General features: G+C 67.6%; 10 protein-coding genes. 4 read left to right on the top strand and 6 right to left on the bottom strand.

The window, feature by feature from the left end; genetic code table 11:
• The first annotated feature begins 129 nt into the window (after nt 1–129).
• The 4 genes from ACZ42P_RS08980 to ACZ42P_RS08965 all read left to right on the top strand — a co-directional run bounded on the left by ACZ42P_RS08980 (nt 130) and on the right by ACZ42P_RS08965 (nt 5,598).
• Nucleotides 130–1,098 (top strand): acetyltransferase, encoded by a 969-nt coding sequence (locus tag ACZ42P_RS08980; RefSeq protein WP_464897217.1) that lies wholly within the window; start codon nt 130–132, stop codon nt 1,096–1,098.
• On the top strand, nt 1,095–2,762 hold the full coding sequence (locus ACZ42P_RS08975) for a bifunctional sulfate adenylyltransferase/adenylylsulfate kinase (protein ID WP_464897216.1): 1,668 nt from the start codon (nt 1,095–1,097) through the stop codon (nt 2,760–2,762). Before ACZ42P_RS08980 ends, ACZ42P_RS08975 begins: the two co-directional genes overlap by 4 nt.
• 443 nt (nt 2,763–3,205) lie before the next feature.
• Nucleotides 3,206–4,201: a PEP-CTERM sorting domain-containing protein gene (locus ACZ42P_RS08970; protein ID WP_464897215.1), complete on the top strand. Its 996-nt coding sequence runs from the start codon at nt 3,206–3,208 to the stop codon at nt 4,199–4,201.
• A gap of 95 nt (nt 4,202–4,296) precedes the next feature.
• Nucleotides 4,297–5,598: a tetratricopeptide repeat protein gene (locus tag ACZ42P_RS08965; protein WP_464897214.1), complete on the top strand. Its 1,302-nt coding sequence runs from the start codon at nt 4,297–4,299 to the stop codon at nt 5,596–5,598.
• 42 nt (nt 5,599–5,640) lie between these two features.
• Here the strand turns inward: ACZ42P_RS08965 and ACZ42P_RS08960 are convergent, their stop codons facing one another.
• The 6 genes from ACZ42P_RS08960 to ACZ42P_RS08935 form a co-directional block, all read right to left on the bottom strand.
• Entirely contained in the window at nt 5,641–7,131 is a 1,491-nt protein-coding gene (locus tag ACZ42P_RS08960; RefSeq protein WP_464897213.1) for a high affinity choline transporter 1, read from the bottom strand.
• Between the two features lie 145 nt (nt 7,132–7,276).
• Nucleotides 7,277–8,152 (bottom strand): hypothetical protein, encoded by an 876-nt coding sequence (locus ACZ42P_RS08955; RefSeq protein WP_464897212.1) that lies wholly within the window; start codon nt 8,150–8,152, stop codon nt 7,277–7,279.
• Nucleotides 8,153–8,234: 82 nt separating this feature from the next.
• Complete coding sequence (locus ACZ42P_RS08950) at nt 8,235–8,744, bottom strand: hypothetical protein (protein ID WP_464897211.1); 510 nt, start codon at nt 8,742–8,744, stop codon at nt 8,235–8,237.
• On the bottom strand, nt 8,741–9,343 hold the full coding sequence (locus ACZ42P_RS08945; protein WP_464897210.1) for a hypothetical protein: 603 nt from the start codon (nt 9,341–9,343) through the stop codon (nt 8,741–8,743). The genes ACZ42P_RS08950 and ACZ42P_RS08945 overlap by 4 nt, the downstream gene beginning before the upstream one ends.
• Nucleotides 9,340–10,818, bottom strand: a complete 1,479-nt coding sequence (locus ACZ42P_RS08940) for a hypothetical protein (RefSeq protein WP_464897209.1) — start codon at nt 10,816–10,818, stop codon at nt 9,340–9,342. The genes ACZ42P_RS08945 and ACZ42P_RS08940 overlap by 4 nt, the downstream gene beginning before the upstream one ends.
• Before the next feature lie 27 nt (nt 10,819–10,845).
• Nucleotides 10,846–12,048 (bottom strand): type II secretion system F family protein, encoded by a 1,203-nt coding sequence (locus ACZ42P_RS08935; protein ID WP_464897208.1) that lies wholly within the window; start codon nt 12,046–12,048, stop codon nt 10,846–10,848.
• Between the last annotated feature and the right edge of the window lie 4 nt (nt 12,049–12,052).

Genomic DNA, 12,052 nt, shown 5'->3' with positions numbered 1-12,052 from the left:
GCACGTGCGGGAGGCAGCGTGCACTGTGGCCTTCCCACTGAATCGCGGGGCCGCAGGCTGGCGGGCTCGCAGCGTGAGCATCAGGGTCGAAGTGTATAGCCTGCCGCCGATTCCCGCTAGAATGGCCCCATGACCGACTATGACGTCTTCAACGGCGATGCAGACGGCATTTGCGCCCTGCACATGCTGCGCCTGGAAGAGCCGCGCGAGGCCCGGCTCGTCACCGGCGTCAAGCGCGACATCGCCTTGCTTGCGCGCGTGCCGGCCGGGGCGGGGGATCGCGTCACCGTGCTGGACATTTCCCTGGACAAGAACCGCGAGGCGCTGCTCAGCATGCTGGAGGCGGGCGCCGAGGTGACCTATTTCGATCACCATCAGGCGGGGGAGATTCCGGCCCATCCCCGTCTGTCGGTGCACATCGAAACGGGCTCCCAGTGGTGCACCAGTCTGCTGGTGGACCGGCATCTTTCCGGTCGCCATCGTCCCTGGGCGGTGGTGGCGGCCTTCGGTGACAACCTGCACGATGCGGCCCGGTGCGCGGCGAAGGATCTGGGCCTGAGCGAGGCCCAGCTCGACGCGTTGCGTGAGCTGGGCGAGTGTCTCAACTACAACGCCTACGGCGAAACGCCGGAGGATCTCTACTTTCACCCCGCGGAGCTGTACCGCCTGGTGCACGCCTATCGCGACCCCTTCGATTTCATCGCCCAGGAGCGTGCCTACGTGATCCTCAGGGAAGGCTGTGCCCGGGATCTGGAACAGGCGCGCGCCCTGCAGCCGGTGCACGTCTCCGCGGCCGGTGCCATCTATCTGTTGCCGGACGCGGCCTGGGCGCGCCGGGTGTCCGGCCTGTTCGGCAACCTCTTGGCGCGGCAGGCGCCGCAGCAGGCCCACGCGGTGCTCACGCGCAGGGAGGGTGGCTATCTCGTCAGCATCCGCGCACCGCTCGCCAACCCTAGCGGCGCCGACGGGCTCGCCAGCCAGTTTGCCACCGGCGGCGGACGCAGGGCGGCGGCAGGCATCAACCATTTGCCCGAGGCGGAGCTTGCCCGCTTCATCGCCGCCTTCGACGCGGCCTTCGTTCCGGGGAGGAAGGCGTGACGGACACCCTCATCGCCCCCTACGGCGGCCGGCTCATGGATCTGCTCGTGGATGCGGACCGCGCCAGCGCCCTGCGCGAGGAAGCGCGCGATCTGCCGGACCTGGATCTCACGCGCGAGCAGTTGTGCGAGCTGGAACTCCTGCTCAACGGCGCTTTGTCGCCCCTGGCCGGCTACTTGGGACGGGAGGATTACCGGGCGGTGCTGGAATCACAGCGTCTCACCGACGGCACCTGGTGGCCGTGGCCGGTGGTGCTGCGCCTTACGGAAAAACAGGCCGAGGGCGTGCTGCCGGGGAAACGCTATGCGCTGCGGGACCCGGAAGGTTTCATGCCCGCGGTGCTCACGGTGTCGGAGGTGTGGCCGGCCGACGAGGCGCTGGAAATTGCGGCGCTGGGCGCCGCAGCGGGCGGCATCTGTGTCGGCGGGCGGGTGGAAGGCGTGGCCCTGCCGCCCCGTCACGACTTTCTCGACTTGCGCCTCACGCCGGCTGCCCTGCGCGCCCAGTTTCAGCGGCGTGGCTTCAAGCGTGTGATCGCCTGTCAGACCGCCCATCCCCTGCACCGCATGCACGAAGCCTTTGCGGTGCAGGCATCGCTGGCGCGCGAGGCGAATCTGCTCCTGCACGGCGTGGCCGGCGTGCTGCCACCCAACGAGGCGGAGTATTTCAGCCGCGTGCGCGCCTGGCAGGCGGCGCTCAAACACCTGCCGCCCGCCTCCAGCCTCTTTGCCCTGCTGCCTCTGGCGCAGCTGCCCGCCGGCCCGCGGGGCGTGATGCTGCGGGCCATCCTCGCACGCAATCACGGCTGCGCCCACCTCATCGTCGGCGGTGAGGAAATGGCCGCGGGCGACCACCGCCGTGGCGAGGACATTCTGGCCGAGGTGCGGGAAGCCGTGCCGGACGGCATCGATGCGGTGGGCGTGGAGCTGGTGCCCTTCCGCCGCATGGTGTATGTGGAGGAGCGCGCCCAGTTCCTGCCGGAAGAAGAAGTGCCGCCGGGGGCGCGGGCGCTGGCCTTCCCCGCGCAGGAATTCCAACGCCGCCTGGACTGGGGCCTTGCGGTTCCCCCGTGGTATGCCTGGCCCGACGTGGTGGCCGCCCTGCAGCGCGCCCATCCCCCGCGCCACCAGCAGGGCTTCTGTGTGTTCTGCACCGGCCTGTCGGGCGCGGGCAAGTCCACCCTCGCCAAGGCATTGCAGATCCGGCTGCTGGAAATCACCGGGCGCCAGGTGACCCTGCTCGACGGTGACATCGTGCGCAAGCACCTCTCCAGCGAGCTGGGTTTCTCCCGGGAGCATCGCGAGATCAACGTGCGCCGCATCGGCTACGTGGCGAGCGAGATCGTCAAGCACCGGGGCATCGCCATCTGCGCGCCCATCGCGCCCTACCGGGAAAGCCGCCGTGCCGTGCGCGAAATGATCCGGCAATACGGCGGCTTCTTCGAGGTGTATGTCTCCACCCCCATTGAGGTGTGCGAGGCCCGGGACCGCAAGGGTCTCTACGCCAAGGCGCGGGCGGGTCTCGTGAAGGCTTTCACGGGGGTGTCCGACCCCTACGAAGTGCCGGAGCAGCCGGAGCTCACGATCGACACCAGCCAGCTCACCGTGGACGAAGCCGTTCAGCGCATCCTCATCAAGCTGGAGCAGGAAGGCTTTCTGCGCTGACGGGGCCACAGGCGTCGGTCGTGCTCTGCGCGCAGGCAGCGAAAGGAGGCGCTGGGGCCGTGGAAAAGGAAGGCTGCCACGCCTTCCAACACCCTTTGCACCAGTTGGGAGTGGGGCAGCCGGCTGGCGATTTTCCGCCGCACGGCCCATCGCACCGCTCATGGCTTGCGCCGGATCTGGCCGGTTTGTCGGATTTCTTTACACAGCCCATTTTTTTGTGTTTCACGATACTAAACAAGAACATAAGGCGTAATCACAGGCTGGGCTGGCAAGCACATCCGGCGCCGAATGTCGGGCACCTTGACTGAAACGCGTTCCCGTGCCCCGCCCCTGTGTGGCAACCCATTGAATTGTGGTCACTTTGTGCTGCTGGCACGCCAGTTGCTAACTTGGGGCTGTCGGGACAATCGTGTCCTACTGCTTGACTAGGAAAGGGGATTATCATGGGATTTGCCGGAAAACTCTTCACCGCTGGCCTGATGACGGCTGGGCTGCTCGGCACGGCAGCGACGGCCCACGCCGGCGCGGTCATCATCAATCCTGCGGGCACTGTCGCGATGGGTATCAACCCCGATGGCTCGCTAAACACTGAACCTGACATCGTCAGCAACGCTTCCCTCACGGGCCTGGCTTTCAAGTTTCCCGACGGCAGTTGGCGCGACGCAACTTCCCCGGGCTGCTGGTGCGAAGGCTGGGGTGTGTCGGTAAACGGCGCCGTGTCAGGCTATGCGGACAGGGACGTTGGCGGCAGCCACAACCTCACCGTCGACAGCTTCACCAACACTGCGACGAGCGCCACCTCCGTGGTCCACCTGACCAGTCTGCCCGGCATCAAGGTCACTCACGAGTACCAGCCATCCACCAACGCGCCGGATGCCCTGTTCCGCGTGCATGTGACCATCACCAATACGACGGGTGGGCTGGTGAACAACGTCAAGTACGTGCGGGTGATGGACTGGGACGTCCCTCCCACCGAATTCAGCGAGTACGTGACCATCAAGGGCACGGCAACCACCACGCTGCTGGAAGAATCGGGGGATAACGGCTTCAACACGCCCGACCCGCTGGCGGGCTACTCGAATCTGTACGGGTGTCACAACGTCGATTGCACGGACTCGGGCCCGGATGACCATGGGGCCTACTTCCGCTTCAACTTCGGCGATCTTGCCGATGGGGCGAGCTACGCCTTCGACATCTTCTACGGTGCCGCGGGCAGTGAAAAGGACGCGCTGGCTGCAATCGCCGCTGAAGGCATCGAACTGTTCTCCCTGGGCCAAAACAGCGACGACCCCACGGGCGGCACCCCCGCGACCTATATCTTCGGCTTCAAGGGCGTGGGCGGCACTCCCGTCTACCCGACCCCGGAACCCGCCTCTCTGGCGTTGCTGGGTCTGGGTCTCGCGGGCCTGGCGGCGGTTCGTCGCCGCAGGTCTGCCTGAACGCTGGCAGCCCCGCCATAGCGTCTAAAATCCCTTTGGGCCAAGCCCAAAGGGATTTTTTCGCTTGAATACGCCGATTAACGGGTTATTCGCTCATGTCCGCTCGCAGCATTGCTTTCTTTACATGGCTTTTGTCGGGCGCACTGGCGGCGCATGCCTCCCCGCTGCCACTGCCCAAACCCGCGGAACTCGCGGCGCCTGGCTCTGCCGCCGTGTCGCCTGCGGAGCAGGCATACCAACGTGCGATCAAAAGTCTCGCCGATGGCGACGTGAAGGCCGCGGCGCAGGGCTTCAGGGAAGCACTGAAACTGGACCCCAAGTCGGTGAAAGCCATGCTGGGCCTGGCGGAGGTCGCATTTCAGAACAAGCAGCAGGAGGAGGCGGGCAAATGGATTCGCAAGGCTGTCGAGACCGATCCGAACAGCAGTCACGCCCAAGCCTCATTGGGGCGCTACCTGGCGATTCAGCGCAAGTACAAGGAGGCGGAAGCCGCGCTGCGTAAGGCGGTGGAGCTTGATGCGTCGGCGATACGAGCACGCATGGATCTAGCCGACCTGCTGTCCGCCCAGGGGCGTCTGCAGGAGGCGCTGAGCTACTACCGGCAGGTGCAGGCCATCGACCCCCAGCACGCTGGCGCGCATTATGCGGCAGGGGTTGCCCTGACGCGACTGGGCGAATTTGCGCAGGCGGAATCGGCATTGAGCACGGCGGGGCGCATCGAGCCCAAGAATCCGCTGCCGCCCCTGGCCCAGGCCAGGTTGTATGTGGCCATGCATGATGTGGATCGCGCCTTGGCGGCGGTGGAACGGGCCTTGGCTCTCCAGCCGAGCCTGGTGGACGCCCTGCTCCTGCGTGGCGACCTTCTCGATGCGAAAGGACAGCAATCCCAGGCCATGGCGGCTTACCAGGAAGCGGCCAGGCTGGCGCCGAAGTCTTATCTTCCCCAGCTCCGGCTCGCTCTGAGCGCCCACCGCGCAGGTCAGCGCGATTTGGCCATGGCATCCTATCAAAAAGTGATTGCCCTCGATCCCAAGCAGGCCCTCGCGTACAACAACTTGGCAGCGCTTGCCGTCGAGGGAGGACAAGACTCGGCCAAAGCCGAAGCCTGGGCGCGCAAGGCCGTGGAGCTGGACCCTTCCGTCGCGAACTTCCATGACACCCTGGGGCTTGCGCAGAAGGCCCGCGGCGATACGAGGGCTGCGCTAACTTCGTTCCAACGGGCCGCCCAGCTGGCGCCCAAAAACCCGGAGATTCTTTATCACCTCGGGATGGCATATGCCGAGGCCGGCGACAAGGCCAAGGCCCGTGAAGCGCTGAAGCGGGCGATCGATCTCGGGGGAAATTCCCGACTCGCTGCTAGCGCGAAGGGGTTGTTGGAGCGACTGGAACGTCCCTAGCGGGGCGCAGACGCGTCTCTGGGGATGTGCGGAGGCGCATCCTCAATGGCGGTGGGGCTGCACTCCGGGGTGCGGATGCGCGGCGTGCTCGTGCAGGAACTCGTGCTCCCTCCGTTCCGGCAGGGGGTGGGGCAGGAATTGCGGCATGAGGGAGCCGAGGACCATGCCGGCGAGGCTCGCGAGCAGGCCGGCGAGCTGGGCCGGCACGAGGGGATCGGCCGGCCCGAAGATCAGCAGCGACAGCCACACGGCGAGGCCGAAGAAAATCGCCAGCAGCGCGCCCTGGTTGGTGGCGCGTTTCCAGTAAAGGCCGAAGGCCAGCGGCACGAAAGCCACCACCAGGGTGATGTGGGAGGTTTCCTCCACCATTCTGAAGATGCTCGCCTTCGACTGCAGGGCGTAGAGCGTCACCAGCAGGGTGAAGCCGAGAGTGACGCCACGCATGGCGTGAAGGAGTTTCCGGTCCGACATGGGCGGCAGCAGGGGACGCAGGATGTTCTCGGTGAAGGTGACCGAGGGCGCCAGCAGTGCCGCCGACGCGCAGCTCTTGATGGCTGAGAGCAGCGCGCCGAAAAACATGATCTGGGCAACGAGTGGCGTCTTCTCCAGCACCAGCGTGGGCAGGATGAGCTGGGAGTCCTTTTCCATCAGTGTGTCGACGAGGTGCGGGTCGATCAGCGTGGCGGAATAGGCCAGGAACATGGGCACGAAGGCGAACAGGAAATAGAGCACGCCACCCAGCACCGAGGCCCACACGGCGATGCGTATGGTCCTGGACGACTGCACGCGCTGGAACACGTCCTGCTGGGGGATGGAGCCCAGCATCATGGTCAGCCAGGCCGCGGTGAAGGCGATGATGTCTTTCAGATCCGGCCCCGGGCCGAAGGCCAGCTTGCCCGCCTGCCGTGCGTGCTCCACCACTGCGCCGACGCCACCCACCATGCCACTCACTTCATTGCCGATCCACAGCATGCCGATGACGATGACCAGCATCTGGAGGAAATCGGTGACCGCAACGGCCCACATGCCGCCAAAGAACGTATAGACGAGGATGGTGAGCGAGCCGATCCACATGCCGGTCTGCCGGCTGATCTCGCCGCCCGAGACCACGTTGAACACCAGCCCCAGGGCGGTGATCTGGGCGGCCACCCAGCCCAGGTAGGAAATCACGATGGCGAGGGTGGTCAGCATTTCCACACTGCGCCCGTAGCGCCGCTTGTAGAAGTCGCCGATGGTGAGCAGGTTCATTCGGTACAGCGGCGCAGCGAAGAACAGCCCCACCAGGATCAGGCACATGCTGGCGCCGAAGGGGTCGGCCACCACCCCGTTCAGGCCTTCGTCGAGGAAGGTCGCGGGAATGCCCAGCACGGTTTCCGAGCCGAACCAGGTGGCGAACACCGTGGCCGTCACCATGTAGAAGGGCAGATGCCGGCCCGCGATGGCGAAGTCACGGGCATTGTGCACGCGGGTGGCGGCCCACAGGCCGATCCCCACGGAGATCAGCCAGTAACCGATGACGAACCAGAGCAGCATGGCGTCGTTTTGCTGGCAGCCGAAGCAAGGACGATCCGCGGATTCCAGCGGAGCCAACCTGCCAGGGGCGGCTGCGCGGCGTGGCCGGACACACCCCACCAGCGCTGCCCACGAGACCCGGGGCAACACCGGTCAAAGGGCCGGCTCAGCAGGATGGCTGGGACCGCTGCACGGCATGTGTTCCCGTGATCGTATAGACAATGGCGCAGTCTTGGAACTTGAGGGTGATGGTGGAGGCAGTGACGCTGGAGGCGGGATCCACTGCGGCGTCCCAGTTATTGGCGCTCCAAATTGCAGGTTTGGCGAGGTCGGCGAAAGTGCCTGCTGGATACGGTGGTGAGTTGGCTTGGGCAAGCTCCCGCGCCATGCGCAGCGTCACGGCGGTGAAGAGTTCCCGGGGTGTCAGCGCGAGGACGCGGTCGTTGTAGGTGTCGGAGAGGGGCGCCGTGGTCACGGCGGGCGGGCTTGGGCTGATGCCCTCCAGGTAATTGGGCGAAGTGGTTACGGCTGAAAACGGGCCGGTGACCGGGCGCACCTGGCCAAGCCGGTTGAGCACCGGGCCGGGCGCGAACAGGATGGCCACCACCGGCCGGCCGTCCAGCTTCAGGGTGGGCTGGATCGTGGTGTTGAGCGCGCCGCCGCCGCTGCGGAAGGCTCCGTCCACGATGAGCCACAGACGTTCATTGCCGCCGTCACGCAGGTCGCCGGTGGCCAGCGTGCGCCAGGGAAACCAGCCGAGGTAAGGGGCTGCGCACGCCGCACCCTGCGCATCGCCATCGTTGTCCTGATCCGGACAGGGCAGGCGGCCGGGGTTGACGCTCGTGCTGCCGGCGTCGAGGAGCGCGTAGCCCAGCAGCGCCTGCTTCGCCTGGGCCAGCGCCGCCGCGGTCTTGCGCTGGGCCTCGAGCTCCACCGAAGCGCTCTTGAGCTGGCTGACGAAGACGAGGCCGCCGCCCACCAAAAGCAGGAGCAGAACCAGGAACAGGGCCGCGCCCCCCTCCCGCGCCCGCATGGGGAACACGCCAGGCTCGCCACGCGTTTTCCTGCCTCGGCGCATCACGCCCAAGCCGCCTCTTCGCTTCAGGGGCTGGCGTGCGGGCATTTCACTGGGACGGCGCTTCATTTGCTTCATCGGCGGCGTCCGCTGGCGCGGCGCGGGGGCGGGCGGGCTTCACGGCGTCGGCCCCTGCCTGGGGCGCAGGCGCAGCCCCGGCCGGGCCCGCGGCAGGCTTGTCCGGCGCCGCCGGGGGCCGGGGCAGGCGATAGGGCTCGACCACCCGGCCGGTGACGGGATCCAGGGTCTGACCCACCCGCAGTCGGACCTGTTGGCCGGTTTCCAGGGGAATCAGGGCCGTGCCCGGCGCGCGTGCCCGGGCGTCCGGATGGGGACGGCCGTTGATCCACACGGTCTGCCGGCCGTCACTGCGGGTGAGGATGCCGTTGAGGGTGAGCCCCCCGCCTGCCTCACTTGGGCCTCCCGCCGTCTGGGTGCGCCGCGCCAGCTCGAGCAGGGCGCGCTGCTCCGGCGTGAAGAAAATCCGGCCCAGGTCGTCGCTCCATGCCTTCGTCAGGCAGGCAGCCAGCAGGGCAAGGCCAAGCAGGCAACGCTTCACGGGCGGCTCTCCACCGGGCTCAAGGTGACCCAGGCCAGGCTGCATTCCGCGGCGAGCTTGGGTTCGAAGCGCGCGCTGAAGGGGCCGCTGCCCAGCCGGTGGATGGTGCACGATCGCGGCAGGACCAGACCCGCCTGCTGGCTGTCCAGCGCCGCGAGGAAGGCCAGCAGGTCGCCCTCGTGCAGCAGTTTCAGGTTGAGTTCCATGGGGCTTTCCTGCACCACCACGCCCGCCGGCGGGGCCGGCAGTCGGGCCGGCTGCCGGCCGGCGAGCCGGTAATCCACGCCGAAGCCGCGCAGGCTCTGGCCCGCCCCACGCACGGCGTCGATCCAGTTCACGCGCTGTTCCGGTCCCACGATGCCGGCGGCGAGCAGCTGCCGGTAAGCGGGACCATAGCGCTCCAGGAGGCGCCGTTCCTCGTCCACCTGATTGAGCCGCGCGCGTGCCTGGGCAAGGCGCTGTCGCTCTGCCTCCAAGGTCTGCCGGGCCTCGCGCGCCGCGCTCCCGCTCACGTTGGCCAGCCAGACCGCGAGCGCGGCGGCGGCCAGCAGGGCTACCAATGGCGCAAGCCACGTCCTGACCCAGTCGGCGAAGCTCATGGGGTATGCTCCAGACGCAGGGCCAGGCGGAAGCGGGCGCTGGCGCTTTCCGGGGCTTCGGCGGTGTTGCCGGCGAGCGGCGCTCGGGGATCCAGATTCACCGGCAGCTCCACCACGTTGACGTCCTTCACGCCGGGCTGGCTGCGCAGGCTGTCCGCCAGACGCTGGATGAGGACGAGGGCGGCACGATAGTCGCCATCGAAGGGACGAATCTCCGCGGCGAGCTCCACCTGTTCAACCGGGGGAAGCTCCGATTTCCAGGCGAAGCGTGTGAGTTCCACCGAGGGAAAGGCCGGCAGCACCCGGCCCAGGAGCCGCAGCGCCGTCTCGGGCGTGCGGCGCTGGGCCGAGAGCAGCCCGGCCGCTTCCACTGCCGCACGCATCTGCTCCGCCGATGCGGGCGCGGCGGGAAACGTGCGCGTGACGGCCTCGTAGCGGGCGTGCACCGCTTGCGCCTCGGCGCGGGTCCGCGCCGCCTGCTCGAGCCAGTCCTGGCGCTGATAGAACGCCGCGCCGGCGTAGGCGACACCCGCAAGAGTGATGCCGCCGGCCAGCCCATAGGCGGCCAGGCGCAGGCGCTGGTGCATGAAGCCCCGCCGCTGCTGCGGTTGCGCCAGATTGCAGGCGGGCGCGTGGCGGCCCAGCAAGCAGAGCATGAGGGCATCCATGTCGCGGGGCAGCCGGCTTTCGGGCAGCCCCATCGCCCGGGCGAGACGTTCGGCTCCCACGGCCTCGCAGTGAAAGCCCGGTTCCGGCGGTACCCGGCTGCAGGCAGCGGCCAGTTCACCGGTGGGATCGAGCACCCAGGCCACCAGGGGCGCGTCCCGCGCGATGAGGCGCGCGTTGTAGAAAAACAGCCGGCTCTTTTCCATTTCCTCCGGCAGCAGCCTTTCCAGCGCCGCGGCGGAGGTGTCCTCCAGGGGCGTGAGGCGGCTGATGCGCAGGTGCCCATCCACGAACAGGCTCTGGCGCAGCCCGCCGCCCTGCACCGAGACCAGCAGCCGGGCGCCATGGCCGTCGAGGCGCGCCACCAGGGATTCGCTCACCGAGGGCAGCAGATAGATGCCGGCCAGCGGCGTGCCCTGGGCGGCGATCAGCCCCAGCCACGGGCGCAGCAGATCCTGGCTGGTCAGCGCCACGAACAGGTACTGGTCGTCGCGCCGGCGACCCGCCACCCGCCCCTGCCGGCAGGCGGCCCGGTAGGGCGTGCGGAAAAGCTGGGCGAGCTTGCGCTCCACCATCTCCCGCCGGGCGCGGCCCCAGACGTGGGGCAGGGTCTCGGCGCGGAAGTCCTCTTCCACCACGTCCAGCATGACATAGACGGGACGGCGCGGATGGCTGGCAAGCAGTTGGAGAAAAGGGGCCTGCGCGCTGCCGTCGTTGGGCAGGCGGGTCACCTGGGCAAGCCGCCCGGCGCGGAACACGCCCCAGGTGACATGGCGCGCGGAGAGATTGAGGACGATTCTAGCGGGCATCGGTGGCTCGCGTACGGCGCGGCGCGCTCACAGTTTCACCGTGCCCAAAATATCATAGACGGGCGTGAGCACGGCAAACAGGATGGCCGCCAGGATCAGCCCGAGAAACACCGTGAGCGCGGGTTCCAGCAGCCTTAAGGCGCGCTCCACGGATTCACGCACGTCGCGGTTGTAGAAGTAGGTGACGTTCATCAGGGCCTCGTCCAGGGCGCCTGTCGTCTCGCCGATGCGGATCATGCGCAGCACCAGCGGCGGGAACAGCCCGGTGTTGCGGAAGCTTTCGGTGAGACTCTCGCCGGCGCTGATCTGCTGGGCGGCGCGGCGCAGGCCTTCCGCCACGTAGCGGTTGGCGACGATGCCCTCGCAGGCGGCGATGGCATCCAGCACCGTGATGCCGGAGCGGTAGAGCAGGGCGAAAAAGTTCGCGAAGCGCGCCAGCAGGATTTTCTGCAGGATGGGCCCCGTGAGGGGCAGGTTGAGCTTGAGCCAGTCCCAGGTCAGACGCGCGCTGCCACTGCGCCGGAGGGCGACGAGAAACAGCGCCCCCGCTGCCAGGGGCAGCAGAAACAGCACCGGCCAGTAGCGTGCCACGAAATCGGACAGGGCGATGAGCGCCCGCGTCTGCCAGGGCAGCTCCTGGCGCATGGTGCGCAGGAAGGACGTGAGCTCCGGCACCAGATACAGCATCAGGAACACGATCACCGCGCCCACCACGATCAGCACCGCGGTGGGATAGATGAGCAGGCGCTTGGTCTGACCCACCAGTTCGTCCTGCCACTTGAGGGTGCTGGCAAGATTGGCCAGTACCTCCGGCAGGTTGCCGGTCTGCTCCCCGGCGCGGATCAGGCTGACGAACAGGGCATCGAAAACCGCCGGGTGACTGGCCAGCGCGTCGGAGAGCATGCGTCCGCCTGCCATGTCCTCGTGCACCGCGGCCACCACTTCACGAAAGCGGGGGTTGTCCAGGGTCGCGGCGAGATCGGCCACGCCGTCCAGCAGGGGAATGCCGCTGCGCGTGATCTGCTCCAGCTGGAAGCAGAAGTTGATCAGGTCCCGCCGCGAGACGGGCCGGCCGAACAGGGCGGGAGGATGGGTCTGCACCCGGCTGGTGATGAGGTCCAGCCCCATGCGTTTGAGGCGCTGCTCCAGATCGGCCTCGTTGACGGCATCCATGCGTCCGCGCAGACGGCGCCCGTCGCGATCCACGGCGAAATACTGGAAGGCCGGCATGGCA

The organism is Thiobacter subterraneus, assembly GCF_055379455.1.
Note: the sequence above shows the minus strand (reverse complement) of the source record. Positions and strands in the feature narration are given on the sequence as shown.

What these genes read in the sequence shown, in the direction of transcription:
- ACZ42P_RS08980 (WP_464897217.1), top strand. Translation starts at nt 130, where the DNA reads ATGACCGACTATGACGTCTTCAACGGCGATGCAGACGGCATTTGCGCC.
- ACZ42P_RS08970 (WP_464897215.1), top strand. Translation starts at nt 3,206, where the DNA reads ATGGGATTTGCCGGAAAACTCTTCACCGCTGGCCTGATGACGGCTGGG.
- ACZ42P_RS08965 (WP_464897214.1), top strand. Translation starts at nt 4,297, where the DNA reads ATGTCCGCTCGCAGCATTGCTTTCTTTACATGGCTTTTGTCGGGCGCA.
- ACZ42P_RS08960 (WP_464897213.1), bottom strand. Translation starts at nt 7,131, where the DNA reads ATGCTGCTCTGGTTCGTCATCGGTTACTGGCTGATCTCCGTGGGGATC.
- ACZ42P_RS08945 (WP_464897210.1), bottom strand. Translation starts at nt 9,343, where the DNA reads ATGAGCTTCGCCGACTGGGTCAGGACGTGGCTTGCGCCATTGGTAGCC.
- ACZ42P_RS08940 (WP_464897209.1), bottom strand. Translation starts at nt 10,818, where the DNA reads ATGCCCGCTAGAATCGTCCTCAATCTCTCCGCGCGCCATGTCACCTGG.
- ACZ42P_RS08935 (WP_464897208.1), bottom strand. Translation starts at nt 12,048, where the DNA reads ATGCCGGCCTTCCAGTATTTCGCCGTGGATCGCGACGGGCGCCGTCTG.